The organism is Corallincola holothuriorum (assembly GCF_003336225.1).
Taxonomy (GTDB): Bacteria; Pseudomonadota; Gammaproteobacteria; order Enterobacterales; family Neiellaceae; genus Corallincola; species Corallincola holothuriorum.
Genome location: NZ_QPID01000009.1, coordinates 113073 through 137564 on the forward strand (window position 1 = coordinate 113073; position 24492 = coordinate 137564).

The following is a 24492-nucleotide window of genomic DNA, read 5'->3' on the forward strand; positions in this document are numbered from 1 at the left end:
TTGTAGATTTAATTAGACGGGCTTGGTATTGAAGGCTCAGGTTGACTAGGAACCACATAATCAGGCTTGTTGAAATCCTGAAGGTTATGAATATCTACTGTCGATGCAATCCATCCATCCTGGTTATCACTTTCCATGACAAACCCACCTTTGGGTGTCGAAATATTGGCGAAAGAACCATTTTCTCCCACCGTGATTGTCACTGGGTAGCCTTCACCATATTGATCCTGCACCTGGCCTTTAATCGTTTTGTCGCCATTACTGTGGTACTCAATTTCGTCGGCACTTATTTCAAAATGTTCATTCACTTGTGGGATGTAGAACTCAAATTCATCACCAGTGTCGATCGCTGATAGAACATCTGGATTGACCTTTAGGTAGGTTCTGTCAACCGGCTCATTTTCTAGCGAGGCATAAGTCGATGGAACAGAGGTTTGTGTCTGCCAAAGTCTAGTATCATCAACGTCTGGGCTGAGTTTAGGCGGCAACATTTCCATCTCTTGAGCAACCGAGTGGTGCGCTAAGTCAGTTGCTGATGTTTGTTGTTCTCCTTCATGTTGTGCTTCTCCAGCATCATTGATGAGTGTGGATGATTGCAGCTCTGTTGACATATTTTGTTGCGGTTGAGCATCAGGAAATAGTGAATCTTTAAAATTTATTAATAAGAATGATGTAAGCAATACAATTGACACCACAGCGGTGATCAATTTGTCCATGGTTCTCTCCAAAATAGCTTTCTTAATTAGCGAGTTAAAAACATTGATTGCGTGTCAATTTATTGACACACTCTATCACCGGTACCTTTGTAATGTAAGGCTGTTTGGCATTAAAAATAGAAGTTATTATTATTTTTATATTTCTAAATTACTGCTTTGTGGGCGGCTGTTCAGAAGTTTTATGGTTGTTTCGTGAGTGAGCGTGTTTTTATTTTTCGAGGTTTTATTCGCGGCTAATTAATTAGATAAACGGAATTAAGTAAACATGAATTTAAATAGAGTTGTGCTTAACGTATTTGTGTCATTTTTGCTAATTAGCGTAGCTAATGTCGCTTTTGCCAGACCCTCTACCTTTCTGCCTGCCGAAAAAGAGGTTTTTGCGATTGGGGACTTGCATGGCGATTACAGTGCCATGGTGTCCATATTGCGTGCAGCAAAGCTGATTGATGGCAGTAACAATTGGATTGGTGGTAGCAAAACACTGGTGCAAGTGGGTGACCAGCTAGATCGTGGCGACACTGAAAAGCAGATATTGGATCTGTTTGAAAATCTGATTGTTCAGGCACAACAAAGCGGCGGCCAAGTGCTTGTCCTTAACGGCAATCATGAAACCATGAACGTGGAGCTGGATTTTCGCTATGTAACGACGGGAGGCTTTCGCCAGTTTGAGGGCTACTACAACAACAGCATTACTGATTCTGATGTGGTTAGCTTGCCATCGAGCCAACGCGGCAGAGCTGTTGCCTTTAAGCCTGGAGGACCCTATGCCAAGGTGCTGTCGGAGCATAATGCCATTGTGATGGTTGGCCGTACCGTATTTGTGCATGGTGGCATTACTCCTTCCCATGCCCGTTACGGGATTGACAACATTAATGCTGAGATCAGTGAGTGGATGAAGGGGTACTCCCGCGAGCCGTCTTCCGTGGGCGGTTCGGGCCCTTTGTGGAATCGTGATTACGGTGACGACACCTTGTCTGCCAGTGATTGCCAGCAATTGAACGAGACTCTGAGTGCGCTAAATGCGTCGCGCATGGTGATCGCGCATACCCGTCAACGCAGTATTAATCAGGCTTGTGACGGAAAGGTATGGCGCGTTGATGTTGGTATGGCGAGTTATTATGGCGGTCGCCTGCAAGCGTTGAAAATTACCAATGATGACCTGATCCAAATCGTTAATCAGAACGGGTCTATTTCTGATACCGGATTTGGTGGAGGAGGTGGTAGCCAATGCGATCTACTTACAACGCCAAACGATCCCGTTGCCAGTAATGTCACAACTTCGTCGTTTACTGTTTCCTGGATTGGCGTGGCTGGCGCTGACTCCTATCTGATAAAGCGTTGGGATTCAGCCGCTGGAGAATGGGTAGATTACAAGACGGTGGCAGAGACCTCTTTGCAAGTCACGGGTGTGCAAGATGAGAAAGTCTATTTGACCGTGACAGCATTGAGCGATTGCGGCGAGCGAAGTGGCACTTCGGGCTACGTGACAATTACTATGCAGGTGGATGGTGGCCAATGTGAAGCGCTGGCAAAGCCAAACACCCCCGTGGCGAGCAGTATCACTAGCAGTTCATATACAATTTCTTGGGATGGCGTGAGTGGTGCTGACAGATATTTAGTTAAGCGCTGGAACGAAGCAAAGGGGGCGTGGGAGGAGTTTACAACAACCACGGATACGAAAATCAGTGTGACTGACGAGCAGGAGTCCGTGGTTTACTTCAATGTGTCAGCGCTAAATAGCTGTGGTGAAGCGAGTACAGCCTCTTCGTATGTGACGGTGACGCTCACTGATGGGAGTGGCGGTGGCAGTGGAACCTGCCCAAGCGGATACACCCATTACAACGGTACGCTTAACGCGGATGGTAAAGCGAGCCCGGTGGACGGTGGTTATTACTATGCATCCAGTTATGGTACCCACGGCATGGAGAATATTGGCACCAGCTTGACGATGTCTTTCTATAAGTGGAAGAGCAGTCAGTGGGAGCTGAAACGTTCATCGACAACATCGCTCAGCTATACCAGCACCGAAGGGTATTACTACCCCTATCTGAGCGGTACCCCTGGCGCTACTTATGATATTTGTCTGAAGCGGCCATAAACCTAGCGTGAAAGTGCCATGTTTAGTAGCGTCCCTACTTTGAGGGACGCTACTTTCACGGAGTGTTGATGTCGTGGGGTATCCATACAATGGTTGTGGATTACGATATACAGATCATGCGTTGTTTGCTATATTCCTGCCCTTAATGAAGCGTTGAAGTAGTACAGGAGATATTGATGATTGTAGTTAAAACCCACCCGGTGAAGGCCGAGAAATAGTCAGCACTACAAACAAAGATCCGCGTCTATTTCCTTCTCCTTTGCCCGGTGTACTCTCACCGGGGTCAATGATTTTTCGTTTGCCCCAAGCATGATCTATCTGTGCTCACGCAACGTTGGTTTTGCGTGCGTAGGGAAAACAAATGAATTCTATAATTTCTCTCAACCTATTGGGTTGGCAACCTTTTTTTCAACAACAACTGACGTTAGACGAGTTTGAGCAGACAACCGTTGCTCGTGTTGTTGCCCACCACCGCAGTGAATATGTGGTGCGCACTGAACAGGCATTGAGCCGGATGCCGATTACTCCATCATTACCGCCAATGGCGCTGGGCGATTGGTTGCTGCTTGATGGTGACAATCGATTTTTGCGTCAGCTGGATCGTAAGTCGCTGTTCAAGCGCAAGTCTCCTGGCAGTAAGCTCGGTGAGCAGTTTATCGCTGCCAATGTTGATACGCTGTTTATTGTCTGCTCGCTAAATCAGGATTTTAACTTGAGCCGGATTGAGCGTTATTTAGCGCTTGCCCATGAGGCCGAAGTTGAACCCGTCGTCGTATTAACTAAGCAGGATCTTTGCGACGATGTGGATGAAAAACGACAAGCGATCCAAAGCTTAGACCCCCTGCTGCTGGTGGAATCGGTCAACGCGTTAGATCGCACTAGTTGCGAAGTGCTGTTGAGCTGGTGCCGACCGGGGCGCACGCTGTCGTTGTTGGGCTCCTCCGGTGTGGGTAAATCGACGTTGATCAATACCTTATTGGGCAATGAGATCCAGGATACCGGATCTATTCGTGAGGATGACAGCAAAGGGCGGCACACGACGACGTCGCGTTCGATGCATTTTATGCCATCGGGGGCGGTTTTGATCGACACCCCGGGAATGCGTGAGTTGCAGTTAACGGCATGTGAGCAGGGGGTTAGTCTGACCTTTGCCGATATCGATGAATTGGCGCAGCGGTGTCGATTTGGCGATTGTCAGCATACCGGTGAGCCTGGGTGTGCGGTGCAACAAGCGATCGACCGTGGTGAATTGGCACCGCGGCGTTTGGCAAACTACTTCAAGTTGATGCGAGAGCAAGCGAGAAACAGCGCCTCTCTGGCAGAGCAGCGGGCAAAAGATAAGGAGTTTGGCAAGATGGTGAAATCGGTCATGTCTGAATCTCGGCACTTTAAAAAAGGCTTATAGCCAAGATGGGCAGTGCTGGCTTTGTTCAGCACTGCCCAACTATTTTTAGGTTAATGAGGCCAGAGTCATAGATCAGATAGGATTGGATATCTGGGTTGGTTAATTGCTTTTTTTGCTTCACTCGCATTAGCGTGTGTGCATATTGCTAATTATTTGCTTGCTCAGTAGACTTCATCCGTCTAACGGAGCTGTTGTCAAAATTGGTTCGTTTTTATCCCCGAGTAGATAAGGATGTCGTGTGAGATCATCGCTTCAAGTCGTCATGATGAGTGTCAGTGTGCTTTTTTTGGTTGCTTGTGCAAGCACGCAAAAAAGCGAAAAAGCACAGTATGAAGAAACCCGTAAATCATTTAGTTATGTTAGCTTTCAGAAGCTCTCAAAGCACACTGTGGATCCCAGCTTGGAGCTTTACAACAAGAAGGTGAAAAGTGCTGAAGCCGATGAGGTTCATAAGGAACTGGTGCATTCGATGGCTTCGGTAGGATTAGCGCTAGGACAATATCCCGTGTTCTCGTTGGCTGAAGCAGAACTCGCGCGGAAGGCGGCGAGTGATGACCCTGGCAAGTATGTCGCTTACTCGGCATTTTCACTGGCACTGTACAGCAATGGGTGGGAAGGGTTGGGTGCAGAATATGCTGCTAAAGCACGTCTATTGGCCAATGGTGTTGAGCTGGACCGGAAATATCAGAAGTCTCGGATTACGGCAAAGGCGATCTTAGGCATGGTTGCAGTATCGCAAGGAGATGGGCCAGCGGCCGAAGCGTTGTTTGCTGAGCTGGCGGAAGAGTCAGGCCAAGAGTGGTTACCAATAGCTAGTCATGGGGCTGCAATTATTATTGATGGGCCAAGCTTGCAGACCGTGGAAAAAATAGAGACCTTAGTTTCGCGCAGTGACATCCCATTTTCTGCAAAGCAAAAGTTGCTTGAACTGCAAATACTGGCTGATACCTATCAGGGAGAACAGGGGAAGGCAAAGGTTGAAGTGAGTGAGCTGATCACCAAATGGTCTTTAGATGCGTTGCGTGAGGTGGGGGACGCCAGCACAGCCTCATTGGTCGACTCCGTCGTCAAGCTAGCAGCCAAACAGTAGATTGTTGATATCAGTTATTTGAGTAGCTCTTGCAGGGAGTCGATCAAACCAATGCTAATTATCTGACTGATAGCACTTTATTTATGGATTGCTCAAGTTAGAGTGCGGGGTTGCTTTTACCTACGTTGGTTTATCACTTTCGCTATTGCAGGGAGCGCTCTATGAGTATGCTTGGCCTTCATTCGTTACTACGCGGTCTCCCCAGTGTGACCTTATCTGCCATCACTTTAACTATCTCCGCTTGTTCCAGCGGAGGCTCCTCTTCGGTTGAAGGCCCATTGCAATCACAGTATATCGACGCGCAACAGCCGCAACTGTTGATCACTGGTGGGCAGGGGGATGTGATGGTGACATTGTTGGATGATGATCTCCTTCATATCGCCTACCACAGTGAATTGTCTGCCGGACAACCTTACTTTTCGCCCATGCTGGCGCAGACACAGTTCGATGGACCTGCCAGTCATCAATATGATCCCTCTTCTCAGACGTTAAGTACTGCCTTGTTGAGTGTGACATTAGAGAAGGGTTGTTTGCTGACCACCGATTTGAGTCAACCTGAGCCGATCACGTTAACCCGTCTTTGTCTGGCTGAAAGTGACGATGACGAGCTTGAACTGACACTGAGCCAGGAAAACTTTAGTCATATTTATGGTTTGGGCCAGAAGTTAGATACCAGTGACGACGGTGCGAATTGGCTCGGTGAGGAGCGTTTACCTGCAACCTCTACCGGTAACGCGATGACCTATTCCGATATCGCCGCATCGGGTGATACCCAAATCCCCGTGGCCTATGTGCTCGGGGAGGGGATGGATAACTACGGTCTGTTCTTCGATACACACTATCCGTTGTCGTTTGATTTCGAATCACCTCAATGGCAGGTGAGTAGTGAAGAGCCGTCGTTAGGCGTGTTCCTGTTTATCGGTGCTGATCTAAAACAGCTACGCAGTCGATACCTAGATCTGACTGGGCGCGCACCTGTGCCACCGTTGAAGGCTTTCGGCTTATGGGTTTCCGAATATGGCTATGACAATTGGCAAGAACTCGACAGTAAACTCGCTAGCCTGAAACAGGCGCAATTTCCCATCGATGGATTCGTGATGGATCTGCAATGGTTTGGCGGTATTGAGACCAGCTCTGAAGATACTCAGATGGGCTCGTTGACCTGGGACCGTGAGGCTTTTCCTGAGCCTGAGAAAAAAATGGCAGCGCTGGCAGAACAAAATATTGCGCTGATACATATTGAAGAGAGCTATGTCGGTGCTGGTTTACCGGAGTACCAGCAATTGGCAGAGAAGCGCCAGTTGGCGATGGATTGTGAAGCCCCTTGTACAACGCCCAGTAAGCTCAGCTCCAATCCCTGGTGGGGGATCGGTGGGATGATCGATTGGACCTCTTCGTCGGCGAGGGTTGATTGGCACAATGAGAAAAGGGTAGCGCTCATCGATGATGGATTTTTGGGCCATTGGACCGACTTAGGCGAGCCTGAGCTCTATGATTACAGCAGTATTTACAGTGGACTTGAATGGTATGGCGAGCCGAGAACTGATCATCCCAGCGTACATAACCTGCTAAATTTCTATTGGAGTCAGGGCATTGCCGAGCAGACGGCTGCAACCCATCCAGATCGCCGCCCTTGGATCCTCAGTCGTTCCGGTGCCGCAGGTAGTCAGCGCTTCGGTGTGGCGATGTGGTCGGGAGATGTCGCCAGCCGCTTTTTGGCTGTAGAAGCGCAGATGCCCGCACAGACCAACATGAGCCTGTCCGGATTTGACTACTATGGCTCGGACATTGGTGGATTTCATCGTGGCGGTACCTCTGGCAGGAATCTGGATACCCTTTATACCCGTTGGTTAGCGACCTCTGTGTTGATGGAGATCCCTTTACGCCCCCACACCGAAAACCTATGTAACTGTAAAGAGACGGCCCCGGATCGAGTCGGTGATCAGGTCAGTAATTTGGCCAATCTGCGTACCCGTTACCGCTTAACACCATATCTCTATAGCTTGGCTCACCACGCCACCTTAACCGGTGAGGCGATGTTCCCACCGCTGGTGTATCACTTCCAGCAAGATGCCAACGCGCGCGATGTCGACCAGACCAAAATGATTGGTGAGAGCTTGCTGTTCACTGCCATCACAGATAATGAAGATCAGGTGAATAGCTACCTGCCTGCAGGTTCATGGGTGAACTATTACGATCTTGCTGAGGTCACGCAATCGTCAGGAGCCGTGTTCCAACATTCGGTGACGGGCCCGTTGAGTGAGGGCGAAACCGTTGTCCGTGCGCCGCTGTTTATGCGTGCCGGTGCTATCGTGCCGACGCTGGGCGAAGACGTTGCCGATCTTGGTCGAGTGGCTGCAGCTGATATTCAATGGTTTGAAAATCTGCAGCTGAACGTTGTTGCCGATAGTCAGTCTCACCAGTTTTCCTTATATGAGGATGACGGCCTGACGCAGAGCTATCTAAATGATGGCCTCGCTGAAACCGTGATTGAGCTTGCGCCACAAGCCGACGGCTATCTGGTTACGCTGAGTCCCAATCAGGTTGCGAAGTCCTCCGCAGCACAAAGGCAGCTTAGTGTCACTTTTGTCACCCCCGAAGACACCATTAGTCAGGTCGAAGTGAATGGCGAAAAGTTGCCACAAGTGACCCCGCAGAGCGGTGATATCGGTTGGTATCTTCTCAAGGGTGGCTTAGTGGCGGTATTGGGCGAGGTGAGTGTTGGTGCAGAACAAGCGATTCGTTTTGTTCGTTAGATTGCCGACGGCTTAAAGTAGGCGAGCTTGGGCTCGCCTTTTTTACGCCCGCGCGGTGGCGATTTTTGTATGGAAGGTCGCCGCATCAATAAACTTCACTGGCTGCATTAAATATGTTGCGAAGTTACCAAAAAACTAATCTGCTCATTAAGTTACTTTGCATAAGCCGGTGTCGACAGCTACCTTTTAGCTAATGAAATTAGGATGATATGGATGGCGAGTTAGAATGGTGTCGCAAGCAGAAATATTGGTACTTCTGCTCTGCTCTGGGCTGTTGGGAATGGTATTCGCCTTTCGCTCTAGCCTGGCTCAGATCCCCTACTCACGATTGCTCCTAGGTTCACTTTTTGCGTTTGTCTTTGGATCCGTGTGTACCGCCGTTGAACACATATTTTGGTCAGGCTTTTTTAATATCCTGGAGCATATCGGCTTTTTGTTAAACGCCGTACTGATGGCTGCATGGTGTTTTCTTGCCACCGAAGAGGGTATGGCGAAGGATGCAGATGGATGATTGCAGCCATAGATTTCTTTGCCTCAATCTTCTCTCTTTTAGCTTTGATCATGCTGAGCTTAAGGCATAAACGTGTTAAGCAAAAGCGCGCGTTTTGGGCGCTGTTTTCACTTATTGCTGTCACCACCTATATAAATTTTTTCAGTGCCATCGAATGGTATGAATTGTGGTTTAAAGGTGTCGCGTTAAGTGATCGTGGTAGAGAGCTCTTTCACGACTATTTTCAAGTTCTCCAACCCGTGCTGTGGGGACTTTTTCTCTACATATTCATTCAGACCGAGCAAGCGCGCCGATTAAAAGCGGCTTATCAGCAAACGCGAGATGTGCTAACCAATATGCCGGTGATTTTGCGCGCCTATAACCATGCAGGTGAATTGATTGAGTGGAATAAAGCGGCAGAGCAGGTGAGTGGGTACGCCGCTGATGAGGTGATTGGGAATCGCGACATTACTAACGCTATCTTCCCTAGCGACGAATTGCCTCCTGCCATGGCTGCGACCCTCAGTGAGCTTTCAGACGGTGATGTGAATAGCTTGCTTTATCGCAAGGACAGATCCAAACGTATTGTTTCCTGGTATTGCTTGCCACAAAACGCTGAGGTTATTCCTGAATGGCAGTCGTGGGACATTGGTGTTGATATCACCGAGCGATATGAGTCTCAGCAAGAGCTGATCAAACTGGCGACCACAGACCTACTGACCGGGCTACCGAACCGCTACCTATTACTCGACAGATTGAAAACCGTCTCTTCCCAAGCGGCAGAAAGTGGTCAGCAATGTGCGCTGGCGTTTGTGGATATTGATGATTTTCGTGCTTTGAACGATACCCTAGGGCACTCGTTGGGAGATGAAGCTTTAAAATCATTTGCCGAGGTACTTCATGGTACCCATTGGTTCCGGGAGCAAATGGTTGCCCGAGCGTCGGGTGATGCTTTTGCGATTATTGTTCGGGGCTGTAATCAACACTATTTGATGGAAGGGTGTCAGCGCTTGCTTGATGCGTTGGGACAGCAGGAGTTTGATCTTGCCGGTAGTCATGTTCAATTAAGCGCGAGTATCGGATTGTGTCTGTTCCCAGACGAAGGCGTCAGTGCTGAAGAGATCATGAAAAATGCAGAGCTTGCTATGTATTCGGCCAAAGCTTCAGGGAAGCGCTGCTACGAATTCTTTTCAGACTCGTTGTATGTGGATCTGGTGTGGGAGCGGGAAACCAGCAAGCAACTGTTTACTGCGATTGAGGAGCAAGAATTCACACTGAACTACCAACCGCAGATCTGCCTGCAAAGCGAGCAGGTGATGGGGTTTGAGGCACTGATTCGATGGCCTCGAAGCACGCCTGATCGCTTCATCCCATTGGCTGAACGAAACGGCATGATCCACGGCATCTCTGAGTTTGTTATGGTGACCGCTTGCGAGCAGCTAAAAAAATGGCAACAGCAGGGGTTGAATACCCGCATTGCCATCAACTTATCAGCGCTGCAATTTTATCAATCTCATCTTTGTGACAGTTATTCAAAAATCGCAGCCGAGAAAGGAGTCGATCCTTCGTTGATTGAGCTTGAGATCACCGAAGGCACGCTGATTAAAAATGTCGCACAGGCGATTGAAACCATCACCCAGTTTAACGCCTGTGGCTTTACCGTCTCTTTGGATGATTTTGGCACGGGGTACTCCTCTTTCGCCTATTTGAAATCTCTGCCGGTCAGCAAGATCAAAATTGATCGCTCATTTATCAAAGATATTCATGAAAGCGACGCGGAAGTCGCCATCGTGAATGGCATTATTAACTTAGCCCATAATCTAGGTATGCAAGTGCTCGCTGAAGGGGTTGAACTGCGTTCGCAGTTCGACCTATTAAGAGATCTTGAGTGTGATGCCATGCAAGGCTGGTTGTATGCGCCAGCAATGCCGCCTGATGAAGTGACCCGCTGGCTTAACGAAAAAGAGATGGCTTTGATGCCGCTTTAATTGTCGGTGGCGCCAGGCAACGGAGAGAGTTTTTGTCCTCTATTGTCGATAATTCTTTGTTAACGTCGCTTCTCTATTGGGTTGTCGGTCGGTAGAATTAAGCCATCTCTCCGCAACGTGAATTAGCCCTTTGAGTACCTCTGCGCCCGCGAATACCGTTATTGTTCTGGATTTTGAAACCACAGGCCTTTCGCCGAATCAGGGTGACCGGGCGATTGAAATTGGTGCGGTGATGCTGGAAAAGGGGCAACCTGTGGCGCGTTTTCAGGAGTTAATGAACCCTGGATTTCGCATCAGTCGGTTTATTGAAGATTACACGGGTATCAGCAACCAGATGCTTAAAGACGCAGCTCCGTGTGAAGAGGTCATGACCCGTTTTTATGACTTTATCGGCGGGCACAACCTCGTTGCCCATAACGCGTCATTTGATCAGCGCTTTCTTGATGCCGAATTCGCGCAAATAGGGTGCCGCTATAGCGGTGAATTCAGCTGTTCAATGTTGCTTTCCCGACGGCTTTTTCCTGATGCACCTAACCATAAGCTAGGCAGCCTGGTGGCATATAAAAATATTGCCAACGACGGGGTGTTTCACCGAGCGTTGGCGGATTCAGAAATGACCGCCAAGTTGTGGAACTGCCTGCTTGAAGAGCTACAACAAAGCTACCAGCTGCAAGCGCCAAGTTTTAAATTGATGCAGCAGATCTGCAGTAAAAGCAAAGCGGCCGTACCTAAATTTCTGCACGCACAGAACTAAGCGGATTGTGGTATAGACGCTGAATGCAGCTTTAACTGGCTTGCGCTTTTTATGTGTGGATTGCCAACCGAGTTCTATGCTGTTCGCGCTGGCGAGCTTTTCACTGTTTATCCCAATAGGGCGTGCTGCCAAAGTGCGCTGCAAAATAATCGATAAATGCTCTGACTTTAGGTGCCAGCAGGCGCGAAGTGGGGTAAACCGCCCAAATGGCGGTGCCTGATACCAGCGGGAAGTCACGGAGTATCGGCACTAACTCGCCTCTTTTAACGTGTTGATAGGCACACCAGGTGGAGCTGAACGCAATGCCCAGTCCGTTGGCACAAGCATCGCGTACGACTTCACCATTATCGGTACGTAAGGTTCCTTTGGTCTTAATCGTTTGCTTCCCTGTGGGGGTTTCAAATACCCAGCTCTCCAGTCCCATTAAGTTGATACATTCATGCTTTAGCAGATCCTCCGGTGTGCTAGGTTCGCCATGTTTGGCAAGATAATCAGGGGATGCGTAGACACGGCGGGTATCTGGCGCCAGTTTTCTTGCTATCAGTGTCGAATCTTCGAGTTCGGCATTGCGAATGGCAATATCAAAGCCCCCTTCGACCAGATCGACGATGGTGTCTGAGAAACGAAAATCGACAGCAAGCTCTGGGTAGTCGATTAGAAACGTTTTAAGTGCAGGCATTAGGTGCATGCGACCAAAAGAGGCGGGTGCGGCGACGCGCAGTGTGCCTGTAGGAATAGCGCTGCCGCCACCGACGGCGGCGCGAGCTGCTTCAACGCTGGATAAAACTTCTTCGGCGTGGGGAAGAAACGCTTTGCCCTCCTCGGTCATCGACACTTTGCGTGTGGTGCGATGGACTAAACGCACCCCCAAACTTTGTTCAAGTTTACTGATATGTGTGCTGGCGACGGCAGGAGATAGACCTAGCTCTTGGCCTGCGACACTGATATTGCGGGTGGCTGTGAGGCGAACAAAGAGCCGTAGATGTTCAATATTCATATCTGCTTTCTGTGTTGAGAGCCTAACTATTATCAATTAAATCTAAAAACTGATTACACAGTTGGCGTTATTTTCATTATCCACTTTAGTAACTAGAGTTGTAAAACACAACTCAACAGAGATCCATCCCAATGAAAGCAATGATAATTCGTCAAGCTGGTGGCCCAGAGGTATTTGAAGCGGCTGAACTGCCTAAACCAGAGCTTAAACCTGGCCATGTGCTGGTGCGCATAGCTGCAACCAGCGTTAATACCGTCGATACCATGATCCGCCAAATGGGAAGTGAGCTGCCATTGTCCCCCGAGATGCCCGCCCTTTTAGGGATGGACCTTGCCGGTACCGTTGAAGCCGTGGGCGAGGGTGTCACCGAATACCGTGTCGGTGATGAGATTTACGGCTGTGTGGGTGGTTTAGCTGATCTGCCGGGCACTTTGGCCGAGTATGTGGTGGCTGATGCGCGCCTGATTGCTCATAAACCAAAAAACCTATCTATGCGCGAAGCGGCTGCGTTGCCGTTGGTGGGTATTACGGCTTACGAAGGCTTGATCCGAGCGGGTATCGCTAAAGGCCAAAAAGTGCTGGTGCATGGTGGCTCCGGTGGCGTCGGCCACGTGGCTTTGCAACTGGCGCGCTATTTTGGCGCCGAAGTCTATGCGACAGGTGGCGGAGAGCAACAATCCGAACTGATTGAACAGCTCGGTGCAACAGCGATCAACTACAAAACTGAATCTGTCGCGGATTATGTCGCGAAGCATACTGGTGGTGCAGGGTTTGAATTGGTGTTTGACTCGGTGGGCGGGGCGAATATGGCCAACTCATTTGAAGCGGCAGCGCTGAATGGCCAAGTGGCTTCTACGGTCTCTATGGTGGCGCTGGACTTAACCACAGCACATTTTAAAGGGTTGTCGCTGCACGTGGTGTTTATGCTGATCCCCATGTTGCACGATTTCCATCGTGAGGCCCACGCCGATATTTTGCGTAAGTTGGCTGAGATCGCTGAGGCTGGCGGCTTGCGCCCAGTGCTGGACGAAAATCGATTCACGTTGGATCAAGTGGGCGATGCTCACGCCCGGTTGGCCAGTGGTCAGGGGATGGGCAAGGTTGTTGTCGAGGTTTAGGGTTCAGATCTGATAGTGCCGGGGAATTTCTCGGCACATTGTTTGTTGTGACAACTTGTCTAAGTCGTCCATCGCTTGATGCTGCCTAACGCCTGTAGGTGTTAGCAAAAAAGCTCACCTCAATTAAGCCCCTGCGATTTATTAATATTTTCTCTGAGTTTGCCGCGTTCAGTGCGTTGCCTGCTGCATTGCCGTTGTGGCTGTTTCGTTATCTGTTCCAGAGCTGTACTGCAACAAAGTTCTACCTTATCTGATATGCGATAGTGGCCGCTAGCCGCTAATTGACATACTGATACAAGGATGTGTTGTGATACAACGAATTACAGAACAGCGCCCTAAATATTCCCCACTTTTTATCTTGGCGACTTCTTTGCTGTTGGTTGCCTGTGGCGGTGGGGGAGGTGGATCTGATACTCCGGTTGACGATGCACCTGTTGCAATGGCTTTAAGCCTGAGCGCTGGTAAAACCGAGCTTAAAATGGGGGACACCAGTCAACTCGCGCTTAATGTTGCCTATGATGATGGTAGCAGTCAGCCTGTCTCCGCGTCCGATCTGCAATGGCAATGTGTTTCATCGGCGGTGGAGATTGATCAAAATAACTTGCTCACTGCAAAACAATCTGGCACCACCGATTGCACGGCAAATTGGCAGCAGTTGAGTTTATTGGTGAGCTTTTCAGTCGCTGAAAGTTCTGTGGTTGTTGATCTGATCCGCACATCGCCCCTCGGTCCGCTGACGCTCACTGTGGGCACACAACAAACAGTGGGTGTGTTCGCTCATTATTCTGATGATTCAATTACCCAAATTAGCTCAGGCTTAGTCTGGCAGTGTGACAGTGATGCCGTCTCAATGAGTGGGGAACGTACTGATCAGGTTGGCCATCTGTTGACTGCGGTCGCGCCAGGCCAAGCAACTTGCAGTGTGCAATGGCAAGGATTAAGTACCGAGTTGCAGGTTACTGTGCAACAAGTCAGTGAAGTTTCTGCTGAGCTTTCGCTCTCTTTCTTGGAGCATCTCAAAGATTCAGATCAAGATCTGAGCCGTTTTACCGCCTGGGTAGAGCGTGCGGTGGCCGGCAACCCCGGTTATGGTTTTTCGCCTGTCGATGCCGTGTATCTCTATTACCTCACGGCAGATGAACGTTATATTCAGCACGCGATTACGCTGGTGGAGCAGCAGGTTTTAGACGCCGAAACCAAGATCGCTGAAGGCCAAAAACCGAAAGTCAGCTCCGACTCCTATCTTCATGTCGGTCGTTTTATCTCTGAGTTGGCATACACCTATGCTTATAGCGGTGAGTTGCTGAGTGATGGTCAAAAGCTGCGTTGGCGCCAATATGCTGAACAGGCTGTGTGGAACGTTTGGCATCATAAAGAGGCTGAGTGGGGAGGACAGCCATTTCCATGGAGTGGCTGGGCGGTCACGCAACCGGGTAACAACTATCACTTCAGTTTCTTAAAAGCGACCATGACCTGGGGCTTGGCAGATAAAAATGAACACTGGCTAACGCTGCTAAAAGAACAAAAACTACCGACGTTAGTCGCCTACTTCGCAGATTTTGAGGGCGGCGGTAGTCGAGAAGGTACCGGTTATGGCGTCGCCCAAGGGAACTTGTTTGATCTGTACCAGATCTGGAAGGATGCCACGGGCATGGATTTAGCTGGACGGTCGCCCCATGCAAGACAAACGATTGATTACTGGATCCATGCCACCACGCCTACGTTGGATCAATTTGCACCTATCGGTGATCAATCCAGAGTGTCATTTCCCCGTTTGTTTGATTACCACGAAAACCTGATACACCGTGCTGCTTCGCTTAATATTGGTTCGCCTGAGGCCAAGCGGGGTAAATGGTGGTTGGATAATAATTCGGTGACGGAGATTGTTTATGGCTTCAATTTGCACACCACACTATTAGCGCAAGAGCCGGAACCGGTTGCCCCTACTGACTTGGTTTATCACTCAAAAGGTGCTGGTCACTTGTTTGTGCGATCCTCCTGGCAGCCCGATGCCACTTGGTTATCTGTTGTCGCAGGTATTTATGATGAGTCCCACGCTTCTCGAGACCAAGGCGCGTTCTCTCTGTTTAAAGACGAGTGGTTAGCCGTGACCCAGAATATCTGGTCCCACAGTGGTATTCATCAAGCCACCGAGGTGCATAACACCTTACGTTTTGTCGAAAATGGCGAAACGGTGCGCCAGAATCTGGATGCGGAATCCTCTATGGATTATCAAGTTGTGGGTGATACAACCACGATCCAGATGGAGCTGAGTCCCGTCTACGGTAAAAACAACAGCATTACATCGTGGCAGCGCGATATCACTTTTACGGCCGACGAAGTGATGGTGTTTGATCAGTGCGTGATTACCAGTGATGTTGAAGCGATATGGCAGATAAACCTGCCGGTTCAGCCAGAAATATTGGCGGATGGCTCCATTCAATCTGGGCAACTATTGATTACGCCAATGGTGCCGGCTGCACCTGACATATCAGTAATTAACTGGGTTGATGTAAATGCGAGTGAGTATAAGAATGGTCACTATAAGCTGGAACTAAGCGGTGGCGATTGCCGTTACCAAGTGCGCTTAAATGTTTTATAGCTGGGTGCTCACATAGTTGATCTTGGTGGCTGCCTGCGATGGGAGATGTTCCGACAACGATAAAACAACCAAGCCTGATCGATGGCTTGGTTGTTGCGGCATCGATTATTCATCGATGCCGCAACACGCTGATGTTTCAATAACCTAGAGTTTATTGACCTGATAGCGACGGATGTTATCTGTCAAAGTGATCTGATAAGTCCCTGGCCCCTGAGTGATAGCAATATTGGCGTACTCGTTGCTGTGGGTTTCGCCGTCGGGCTCATTATCGCCATACCACTTACCGTCAGCGTAAAATTTAAAGCTGGGGTTGCTGTCGGTGACTGTGACAGTGATCTGCCAACGATAATCGCCCACTAAGCGCATGGCGGTTTTACTCCAGCCATTGGCTGTGCCGCGAAAATCAACACTGCTAAAGTCTTGTTTGTAATTGGTGTCGTCAGTGACGGTGATGGTGATGGTATCGGTCGCTGTTTCGCCTTTGTCATCAGTCACCGTTAACGTGACAGGGTAGGTCCCAGCGTCGGCATAGAGTTTAGTTGGGGAGATGCCAGTTAAGCCATTGGACCATTGATAGGAGACAATGCTGCCGTTAGCCGATGTTGAGCCACTGGCGTCAAACTGCACTGTGCTGCCTATCATCACCGTGATGTCGTCACCGGCATCTGCGGTTAGCCCCTGTTTACTATAAGACACAGCGTCGATGAGTTGCTTGCTACGATCATTGCCGGAGCGGTAGCCTGATGGCTGCTCCTGAGTACCAACACTGCCCATGCCATAGGTTTTCAGGTCAAAATGATTACCCGAAATATTGATGATGCTAAAGCCGATCTCATACGCGACGCCATTGCTGTTGTGGGGGTAATAGGCAAGGATATGCATATCACTGCTGCTGTTATTCCGGGGCCATTGTCCCGCTGGCGCTGCGATCATATAGCCCACCCCTTTATTCGCATCACGGCCATACTCAGCCTTGAAGTCCAGTGAATGACTGGTGGCTGTGACAGGCTTCAAGCGCTGGTACTCATGCACATGGCCGGTAATCGCCCAATCGAGTTTTTGATTAAAGTAGTTCACATAAGGGCGTAGATATTTGACCTCATCCTTACCGCCAGCCGGGTTGATCGCCGGTACATGCCAGTACGCAAAACTCCAAGGACATGATTGCGCTTGATTGACTTCATCTTGCAGCCAGTTGCCTTGGGCCGCTGCATTGTTGCCGTGGTCGCGCTCAGGATAGCGGCCATAGAACACAGGGATCTCTGAGTTCACGCTCATAAAACAGGCATTACCGTATTGGAAGCTGTAGTAATCGGGATAACTCATATCCGGGGTGAGATAGAAGTATTTTCTAAATGAGCGAGTGTCCTCAGCGTTACTCCAATACTGTTCAGAGTCGCTGACGTTGCTGTTGCCTGGGGTGTCATGGTTGCCCATGGCTGGCAGCATGGCTTTGGAAGCAAACAGTGTCTGACCTTTATCAAAGAACACCTTCCACCAATAGAAACGCTCGCCGTTTTGTGGAATATCATCTTTTACCATGTCGCCGACGGTGATGATGAAATCAAAGTCATCCATATGCTCATTGACGATCGCCTGGGCGACGTCATGCCAGCGTTGTTGGCCTTGTTCATCTTGCATGTCACCAACCACGAGGAAGCGACTGTAGTCCATCTCATTTTTGGCGGTGATAAAGGCATATTGGCTGGAGAATTCGCCGGCAGGACTGGTGACTTTGTACTCATACTCCGTATCCGCCTGCAAATTGCTTAGGGTAATGTGATGCACCTTCCCCCAGCCCGGTGCGAGATCGGCAACGTTGTCCTCTGCCTGTACTTGCCATTCTGTATCACCCGCTTTGCGGAAGTAGGCTTGGGCAGTAAAGTTGCTGTGACTGCCTGCCAGCTCATAATTGATCACCATATTGCTGGCAGGATTAAGGACGGTTGCCGTGTTGTACGCGCCCGTGGTTGTCGGTTGGATCAGTGTGAGGTAGGGGCCAATATATGGAGAGAAAGGCTGCTCAAGGCAATCTACGAGATTGTCGAACCAGCGGTTATCGCTGTAGCAACCGGTGGTGCTGCGGCTGAATTCATCGGCTTTGTCGATAATAAAGTTCAGTTGAAGCCCTGAATCGATTTCCCCTTGGTATTTACCAGGTAGTGACCAGACGTAATAGCCACTGTCAGCATCTATGGTTAAAACCTGCTGGGCATTCCAGCCATAACCTTCTAGTTCAGAGATCGCACTACCGTTGGGGATCCAGGCCCAAATGGTGGGGGCTGATGAGAAGTCATTGGCGTCGAAATAGAACACCAAGTTACTTGTATCGTTATCACCGTCATCCCCATCATCACATTTAGCCACGGCAGTGGCATCAACCTGCTTTGAACCGCTGTTAAAAGTGATCTGGTAACTGCCGCTGTTCTCTATCAGATAGTCACTATCGGGATAGTTTTCACTCCAATCACCGTAGTGATCAATCTTAAAGCGCGGATTGCTGCCGCTGAACTGCTGGCAGGTGACATAGTCATTGTTGCCGCTGGCTACCATTGGGGTTGTGCCCCAGCTATTTGGTGTGCCTCTAAACTGCCAGCTATCAGCATATACACTGGACATGCTGAACAGTAAAAAGAGGCCTAACACTGTCCGCCAGAGGCGGCATTCTGCCTGCTTGGGTACCGATATCATTTTGCGTTCCTTGGATCTATCCTTGCGCATCTGCGCACCGAGTTCTGCAGGCTAGCATGGATAGTTTTTGCTGTTTTTTTACTCAGCCAAATACGAGAGGTAGAGCAAATAAACAGCGGAAAAATCGATCTGTTTTTGCGCTAAGTTAAATTAAATTCATTTAAAACAAGGGTGTATTAGGTTTTGTTTATGTGGTCATCGTCAGCGTTGTGCCGATGCTTAATATAACCTTTGCAGGTGCTGAATTGAGCCCAGAACAAGAGGGGTTCAACTGTTAGTCAATGTTAGCTGTATCTTTTGTGGCGGTATGTTTAGTGTTCTATGAGCTATGAATTCTCCGTTTTCTCCGTTGTTGCTTGCCTGTGGGAGAGCTCATTTGATACAGGCGCCTAGTAGTCACTCATCGGGTGAAACTTGGTGCTTACAGGAGTCAATAATTAGGATCTAATTAACTGAATTTACGAGATATTACAGGATATACTGACAGCGCTGTTTGGTTGGAAGAAGTGAATGAAGGGAGTTAGGCATGAGTCATGCAGAAGATTACTACGGGCCAACACTATATTTGGTGATGGTTATAGCTTGTGGTGCTATCACTATCGCAGGTTACCCTGCGGCCGTTGGCTACCTGCTACTGATAAAGCTGGTTTATTCGGTTGTTGTGTCCATGATAATTCATCGATGGCGAGAGTCGTCTGATGTGCTAGTGGAGTCAGAAGAGAATCGTTGGATGGCGAACCTGCACGGTATCCCTGTAAAGGAGGTCTCAAATGCGCTTAAAAATCTTCACTTTACTAGCGAAGATATGATGGTTCGTCGGTATCAGACGTTACTGTTGCCAAAGTTTATACTTATTTCTCTGTTAACTTTCTCGACGATACAACCTCTCTATCAGAATGTTACAAAGCAAGGTTTCGGCATGGCTGACTGGTTCGGCGTAGTGCTGCTCGGATATCTGTGCTTCCAGTTATTTTATACGTTTCAGTCCTTAATGATGGCAAAAACGATGCGCTGGGAAGTAAACCGCTACCTACTTGGGGAACATACCTATTATTCGGCATTTACTAGCCATAAAAAGGGCTATTTCATGCCTTTTCTCGATAAGGTGTTTCGCTAAGCGGTGCGATTTGTCTCCGCCGATATAGGTAGGGCGCTAAAGTTGCCGCGGAGGATAATCTGCACCGCACTATTCGCTTTAATGGCTGATCAATGTCAACGATCTCAGTGAGTCTCGGGCGCACACTTGTGTTAACTCGTTCCGAGGACGCTGCCTATGACAAAAACGGCCGCGCCGTGTTCCGGGTTCCTTCCCAGACGGCGCATGACCCATAGCCACAACTGGCCCCGATGAGGGCTACCCTTCTTTAATTGCATTTCCGATATAAAAATAACGCCTACGGAGACGCCCACATGAGCATAGATAACATCCGAAATATTGCCCTGCTTGGCCAAAGCGGCGCTGGTAAAACCACCCTGAGCGAGCAGTTGCTATTTCACACAGGCACCATCAATACTCTCGGTGAATTAAGCCGAGGCACAACAGTGAGTGACTTCGACGCTGAAGAACGCGCGCTACAAAAATCGATAGATACCAGTTGGCTGCATTTTGAGCATCAAGGCCACCAGGTCAATGTGCTGGATACCCCAGGATCAGCCGACTTTATTGGCCGTGCTATTAGCGTGTTGCCAGCGGTGGAAAGTTGTGCGCTGGTGGTAGACGCCACCGAAGGGGTGAGCAATGTGGCCGAGAAGCTGTTTCAAACGGCTGGCGAGCGAAAGAAATGTCGCATGGTGATCATTAACAAGATTGACAGTGATGCTGAACATCTGGCGACTTTATTGGATGAGTTGCAAACCCGGTTGGGGCCCACCTTGTTGCCGATCAACTTGCCTGTGGCCAGCGGTGATGATGTCATCGATTGTTACTTTGATCCCCAATACGATCGCACACCGGCGTTTAGCAGTGTCGAAAGCGCCCACGATGCTTTGATTGACCAAGTGGTTGAACTCGATGAAGCGTTAATGGAGCTCTATCTGGAGCAGGGCAGCGAGCTTAAGCCCGAGCAGTTGCATGATCCATTTGAAAAGGCCTTGCGCCAGCAGCATCTGGTGCCGGTCTGCTTTGTGTCTGCGCGCACTGGTGCCGGTGTGGATGCCTTGCTGCAAGTGTTAGCTGAGTTAATGCCCACCCCGCTTGAAGGCAATCCGCCACTATTTATGAATTACGACAATCCGGTCACTTTATCTCCAGAGCCGGGTAGTCATGCTATTGCCCATGTGTTTAAAGTGGTTATCGATCCGTTTATGGGACGTTTGGCCTTGGCGCGAGTGCACCAAGGACGGTTAAAGCCTGATAGCGCGTTGTTTATTGGTGATGGCCGCAAACCGTTCAAACCTGGCCACCTGTTTCGCCTGCAAGGGAAGGAGCGCGTAGAGGTTAGCCAGGCGGATCCGGGGGATTGGGTGGCGATAGCTAAGATCGATGCGCTGGTTTTCGACTCGGTCATTCATGATTCCCATGATGAAGACCATTTTCATCTGCAGAGTCTGACCCTGCCGCCACCGATGTTTAGTATGGCAATCAAGCCGAGTCGTCGAGGTGAGGAGCAAAAACTGTGGGAAACGCTCGACAAAATAACCGCCGAAGATCCCAGCCTGAGTGTGTCTCATAAAGCCAGTCTGAACGAGACCCTGCTGACCGGGGTAGGTGAATTTCACCTGAAAACTGCGATTAACAAGATGCGCAACCAGTACAAGTTAGCGGTAGAAACCAGTACGCCCAGTATCGACTACCGCGAGACCATCACTGTCGCAGCTGATGGGCATTATCGCCACAAAAAGCAGACCGGTGGTGCCGGTCAGTTTGGTGAAGTGCACTTGTCGGTTAAACCGTTGTCTAGAGGTGAGGGATTCAGGTTTGTCGACAAGGTCGTGGGTGGGGCGATCCCCGGGCAGTTTATTCCTGCTGTTGAAAAGGGCGTACGGCAGATTTTGGAAGAGGGCGCTATTGCCGGGTATCCGATGCAAGATCTGCAGGTAACGGTGATCGATGGCAAACATCACTCGGTAGACTCGAAAGAGATCGCCTTCGTCGCTGCTGGCAGAAAAGCGTTTATTGAGGCGGTGGCGAAAGCTAAGCCGGTGGTACTTGAGCCGATTGTGGATCTAGCTGTTACGGTACCTGCGGATGCCATGGGTGATGTATCAGCCGATATGGCCAGTCACCGTGGTGTCATCACTGACACCCATGTCGGCAATAGCGGGCGTACCACGGTGCACTGTAAATCACCACTCAGCGAGGTAAGTGATTACTCACAACGGCTAAAGTCGATCACCAAGGGCGAAGGGCACTTCACCTTGGCGCTGAGTCACTTTGAGCCGGTGCCGGTGTCGCAACAAAAAGCACTCTGTCAGGGCTATCGTTCGCAAGAGCTCGCTTAAGTGATGATAAGTGGTGCGCTGTTTTGCGGTAGCCGTGCCACTTATCTGTAACGCGACCAGACAACGGCAAAAACAAGGCTAACCCTTCAGTTAGCCTTGATGATTTTTTCTGTTTATTGGTGATTTGGTCGCGGTAAAAAAACTTATACCAAACTGGTAAGCATCTCGTCGCTGTAGGCTACCAGCGGGGCTTTTGATTTCACCTTCGCTACATAGTCGGGATTAGCGATAAACGGCCGGCCGATCGCGAGCAGATCGAACTTATTCGCTGTTATTGCTTCACTGCCGGTCTCGGCGGTGTAGCTGCCGACACCCACTAATGTGTTGTGGTAAACACTACGGATGTAGCTGGAAGCACGGCCACCTAAATACCCGAACTCCATCGCATCATCAAAGATCCCGACGTGAAGAAAGGCTAAGTCACGTTGTTCCAGTGCCGGTAACAGGTAGTCAAATACGTCACGGTCGCGGTCGTCGGCGGCCATATTAAAGTAGGCGCCAGGGGAAACACGCAAGGCGGTTCTGTCGTTGCCGATGCGGTCGATCACGGCGTCTACCACTTCCAGTGCAAAGCGCGCCATATTTTCTGGACTACCGCCATACTGATCCGTGCGCTTGTTGCTGTCATGGTGCAGGAACTGGTCTATCAAATAGCCGTTGGCTCCGTGGATCTCAACACCATCAAAGCCAGCATCTATGGCGTTCGCTGCTGCCTGCGCATAGTCCGCTACCAGCTGCTCTATCTCTTGCTTTGTCACTGGCTTAGGCACTTGGTAAGTCAGTTCACGCATTCTTGGTACGCTGCCTTCGACTGCTTCAGCGGAAGGTGCCAGCACATGCTCACCATGGTAAAAGTGGGGATGAGCAACGCGGCCGGTATGCCAAAGTTGAGCGAACATTTTGCCGCCGTTGGCATGCACTGTATCTGTGACTTTGCGCCATCCAGCAATTTGCTCCGGGGTAAATAGACCGGGGGTATTGGGATAGCCTTGGCCGTCTGCACGAATAATTGTCGCTTCAGAGATAATCAGACCTGCCTCAGCCCGGCGGCCATAGTATTCAGTCATCGCTTGGGTCGGTACCAGGTCTGCGTCAGCCATGCAGCGGGTCAGTGGCGCCATCAGGATGCGATTTTTCAGTGTTAGGGTAGGGTTCAGGGTATAGGGTTGAAAAAGGATATCCGTCATAACGACCTCTGAATCTTGAATGTTTGTTCAAGATAGAATGTTTTGAATGTTTATTCAAGAATGTTTTTGAGCAAACATTCAAAAATAAGTACAATGATAATAGATGTGACTCACAGAGAGTGAAGGCCTGCTGATGCGTAATGCTGAATTCGATAGAGAGAAAGTACTGAGATCTGCCATGAGCGCGTTTATGGCGAAAGGCTATGGCAAAACCAGTATGCAGGATCTTACCAAGGCCACAGGTCTGCACCCCGGCTCCATCTACTGTGCGTTCGACAATAAGCGTGGCCTGTTATTGGCTGCAATTGAACAGTACATACAGGACCGCGGAAAAGAGTTCGATGCTTTCTTCACTGACGACCAAGCTGTACTGACGCAGTTAAAAACCTATCTTGATCATATCGTTCAGGAATGTCTGAGTTGTGAGTCAGAACAGGCATGTTTGCTTATTAAAGCGCTGAATGAGCTGGCTGAACAGGACGATGAGATCCAAAGCATTACCTCGGCTAGTTTGGCAAGCTGGCAGGAGGGGATTGAGTATGTGCTACGAAAAGCCCAAACCAACGGCGAACTTAGTGCCGATCAAGATTGTGCCCACTTAGCCCGCTATTTCGTTATGGGCATTTACGGCTTGCGCACCTTTGCGCAAACCCACCCCGAAGCCGAGGTACTGCAGCGCTTGGCTGATAAGCTCTATCAAGATGTGTGTGGGGCAGCTTAAAATGTTTTTGAAGAACGAGAACCACTCCCTAAAGCCAAGCTGTACCGTTATCGGCTCTAAAACAGGGAGTTATTTACGTTGGCTATTGAGGCAAAAGTAAATTTTTAAGTGAATGCGACGATCTTCAATGTGGAACATTCGTTCCTAATATTTCTGGAAGCGAACCTTGTTTTCGCCCTCGTCCCGTAACCTAAGGCATTACGCTATTGGCTTTAGCCAGCCTTAGCTTCGCTGGGTATTTGGCCAAATAGGCGCTTATATTCGCGGCTGAATTGCGACACGCTTTGGTAACCAACTTGATAGGCCGCTTGGCTGATACTGGTTTGTTGCACCGCCACTAACTGATGGGCGTGATGCAACCGTATGGTCTTGATGTATTGCAGTGGTGATGCATTGGTGACCGCTTTAAAGTGCTGGTGTAGTGAGCTGGGACTCATA

17 protein-coding genes are annotated in these 24492 nt (G+C 49.4%); 12 read left to right on the forward strand and 5 right to left on the reverse strand.

Annotated elements, in window-relative coordinates; translation table 11 throughout:
- Positions 1 to 8: 8 nt before the first annotated feature.
- Complete coding sequence (locus tag DU002_RS14695) at positions 9 to 716, reverse strand: hypothetical protein (protein WP_114339155.1); 708 nt, start codon at positions 714 to 716, stop codon at positions 9 to 11.
- A 265-nt stretch (positions 717 to 981) separates the two neighbouring features.
- Here DU002_RS14695 and DU002_RS14700 point away from each other — a divergent pair, with 265 nt between their 5' ends.
- From DU002_RS14700 to DU002_RS14730, 7 genes are all read left to right on the forward strand, one after another.
- On the forward strand, positions 982 to 2814 hold the full coding sequence (locus DU002_RS14700) for a metallophosphoesterase (protein ID WP_114339156.1): 1833 nt from the start codon (positions 982 to 984) through the stop codon (positions 2812 to 2814).
- A gap of 361 nt (positions 2815 to 3175) precedes the next feature.
- On the forward strand, positions 3176 to 4219 hold the full coding sequence (gene rsgA / locus DU002_RS14705; RefSeq protein WP_114339157.1) for a ribosome small subunit-dependent GTPase A: 1044 nt from the start codon (positions 3176 to 3178) through the stop codon (positions 4217 to 4219).
- Positions 4220 to 4457: 238 nt separating this feature from the next.
- Positions 4458 to 5309, forward strand: coding sequence for a hypothetical protein (locus tag DU002_RS14710; RefSeq protein WP_147271875.1), 852 nt, complete (start codon positions 4458 to 4460; stop codon positions 5307 to 5309).
- Positions 5310 to 5470: 161 nt separating this feature from the next.
- Positions 5471 to 8065 (forward strand): TIM-barrel domain-containing protein, encoded by a 2595-nt coding sequence (locus DU002_RS14715; protein WP_114339159.1) that lies wholly within the window; start codon positions 5471 to 5473, stop codon positions 8063 to 8065.
- Positions 8066 to 8291: 226 nt separating this feature from the next.
- Positions 8292 to 8576: a hypothetical protein gene (locus DU002_RS14720; protein ID WP_114339160.1), complete on the forward strand. Its 285-nt coding sequence runs from the start codon at positions 8292 to 8294 to the stop codon at positions 8574 to 8576.
- A complete protein-coding gene (locus DU002_RS14725; RefSeq protein WP_158538073.1) occupies positions 8573 to 10543 on the forward strand; it encodes a putative bifunctional diguanylate cyclase/phosphodiesterase in 1971 nt (656 codons plus the stop codon). The genes DU002_RS14720 and DU002_RS14725 overlap by 4 nt, the downstream gene beginning before the upstream one ends.
- 130 nt (positions 10544 to 10673) lie before the next feature.
- Positions 10674 to 11297, forward strand: coding sequence for a 3'-5' exonuclease (locus DU002_RS14730; protein WP_114339162.1), 624 nt, complete (start codon positions 10674 to 10676; stop codon positions 11295 to 11297).
- 100 nt (positions 11298 to 11397) lie between these two features.
- Here DU002_RS14730 and DU002_RS14735 read toward each other — a convergent pair whose 3' ends face one another.
- Positions 11398 to 12294 (reverse strand): LysR family transcriptional regulator, encoded by an 897-nt coding sequence (locus tag DU002_RS14735; protein ID WP_114339163.1) that lies wholly within the window; start codon positions 12292 to 12294, stop codon positions 11398 to 11400.
- 131 nt (positions 12295 to 12425) lie between these two features.
- Here DU002_RS14735 and DU002_RS14740 point away from each other — a divergent pair, with 131 nt between their 5' ends.
- Together DU002_RS14740 and DU002_RS14745 are read left to right on the forward strand one after the other, a co-directional pair.
- Complete coding sequence (locus DU002_RS14740; RefSeq protein ID WP_114339164.1) at positions 12426 to 13412, forward strand: zinc-dependent alcohol dehydrogenase family protein; 987 nt, start codon at positions 12426 to 12428, stop codon at positions 13410 to 13412.
- Positions 13413 to 13719: 307 nt separating this feature from the next.
- Positions 13720 to 16014 (forward strand): hypothetical protein, encoded by a 2295-nt coding sequence (locus tag DU002_RS14745; protein WP_114339165.1) that lies wholly within the window; start codon positions 13720 to 13722, stop codon positions 16012 to 16014.
- A 144-nt stretch (positions 16015 to 16158) separates the two neighbouring features.
- On the opposite strand, the gene DU002_RS14750 is transcribed toward DU002_RS14745, so the two are convergent.
- A complete protein-coding gene (locus DU002_RS14750) occupies positions 16159 to 18705 on the reverse strand; it encodes a PKD domain-containing protein (protein ID WP_158538074.1) in 2547 nt (848 codons plus the stop codon).
- Positions 18706 to 19231: 526 nt separating this feature from the next.
- On the opposite strand from DU002_RS14750, the gene DU002_RS14755 reads away from it, so the two are divergent.
- Positions 19232 to 19822 (forward strand): hypothetical protein, encoded by a 591-nt coding sequence (locus tag DU002_RS14755; RefSeq protein WP_114339167.1) that lies wholly within the window; start codon positions 19232 to 19234, stop codon positions 19820 to 19822.
- Positions 19823 to 20115: 293 nt separating this feature from the next.
- Positions 20116 to 22146 carry an elongation factor G gene (gene fusA, locus DU002_RS14760; RefSeq protein ID WP_114339168.1) on the forward strand — a complete coding sequence of 677 codons (2031 nt, stop codon included), beginning with the start codon at positions 20116 to 20118 and terminating at the stop codon, positions 22144 to 22146.
- 143 nt (positions 22147 to 22289) lie between these two features.
- Here fusA and DU002_RS14765 read toward each other — a convergent pair whose 3' ends face one another.
- Positions 22290 to 23333 (reverse strand): alkene reductase, encoded by a 1044-nt coding sequence (locus DU002_RS14765; RefSeq protein ID WP_114339169.1) that lies wholly within the window; start codon positions 23331 to 23333, stop codon positions 22290 to 22292.
- A 133-nt stretch (positions 23334 to 23466) separates the two neighbouring features.
- Between DU002_RS14765 and DU002_RS14770 the strand changes: the two genes are divergently transcribed.
- Positions 23467 to 24054, forward strand: coding sequence for a TetR/AcrR family transcriptional regulator (locus DU002_RS14770; RefSeq protein WP_114339170.1), 588 nt, complete (start codon positions 23467 to 23469; stop codon positions 24052 to 24054).
- Positions 24055 to 24266: 212 nt separating this feature from the next.
- On the opposite strand, the gene DU002_RS14775 is transcribed toward DU002_RS14770, so the two are convergent.
- Positions 24267 to 24491 carry a helix-turn-helix transcriptional regulator gene (locus DU002_RS14775; RefSeq protein WP_233496509.1) on the reverse strand — a complete coding sequence of 75 codons (225 nt, stop codon included), beginning with the start codon at positions 24489 to 24491 and terminating at the stop codon, positions 24267 to 24269.
- Position 24492 lies beyond the last annotated feature (1 nt).

Coding starts and splice junctions, on each gene's coding strand:
- DU002_RS14695 (WP_114339155.1), bottom strand. CDS start 716: ATGGACAAATTGATCACCGCTGTGGTGTCAATTGTATTGCTTACATCA.
- DU002_RS14700 (WP_114339156.1), top strand. CDS start 982: ATGAATTTAAATAGAGTTGTGCTTAACGTATTTGTGTCATTTTTGCTA.
- rsgA (WP_114339157.1), top strand. CDS start 3,176: ATGAATTCTATAATTTCTCTCAACCTATTGGGTTGGCAACCTTTTTTT.
- DU002_RS14715 (WP_114339159.1), top strand. CDS start 5,471: ATGAGTATGCTTGGCCTTCATTCGTTACTACGCGGTCTCCCCAGTGTG.
- DU002_RS14720 (WP_114339160.1), top strand. CDS start 8,292: ATGGTGTCGCAAGCAGAAATATTGGTACTTCTGCTCTGCTCTGGGCTG.
- DU002_RS14725 (WP_158538073.1), top strand. CDS start 8,573: ATGATTGCAGCCATAGATTTCTTTGCCTCAATCTTCTCTCTTTTAGCT.
- DU002_RS14735 (WP_114339163.1), bottom strand. CDS start 12,294: ATGAATATTGAACATCTACGGCTCTTTGTTCGCCTCACAGCCACCCGC.
- DU002_RS14740 (WP_114339164.1), top strand. CDS start 12,426: ATGAAAGCAATGATAATTCGTCAAGCTGGTGGCCCAGAGGTATTTGAA.
- DU002_RS14750 (WP_158538074.1), bottom strand. CDS start 18,705: ATGATATCGGTACCCAAGCAGGCAGAATGCCGCCTCTGGCGGACAGTG.
- DU002_RS14755 (WP_114339167.1), top strand. CDS start 19,232: ATGAGTCATGCAGAAGATTACTACGGGCCAACACTATATTTGGTGATG.
- fusA (WP_114339168.1), top strand. CDS start 20,116: ATGAGCATAGATAACATCCGAAATATTGCCCTGCTTGGCCAAAGCGGC.
- DU002_RS14765 (WP_114339169.1), bottom strand. CDS start 23,333: ATGACGGATATCCTTTTTCAACCCTATACCCTGAACCCTACCCTAACA.
- DU002_RS14770 (WP_114339170.1), top strand. CDS start 23,467: ATGCGTAATGCTGAATTCGATAGAGAGAAAGTACTGAGATCTGCCATG.
- DU002_RS14775 (WP_233496509.1), bottom strand. CDS start 24,491: ATGAGTCCCAGCTCACTACACCAGCACTTTAAAGCGGTCACCAATGCA.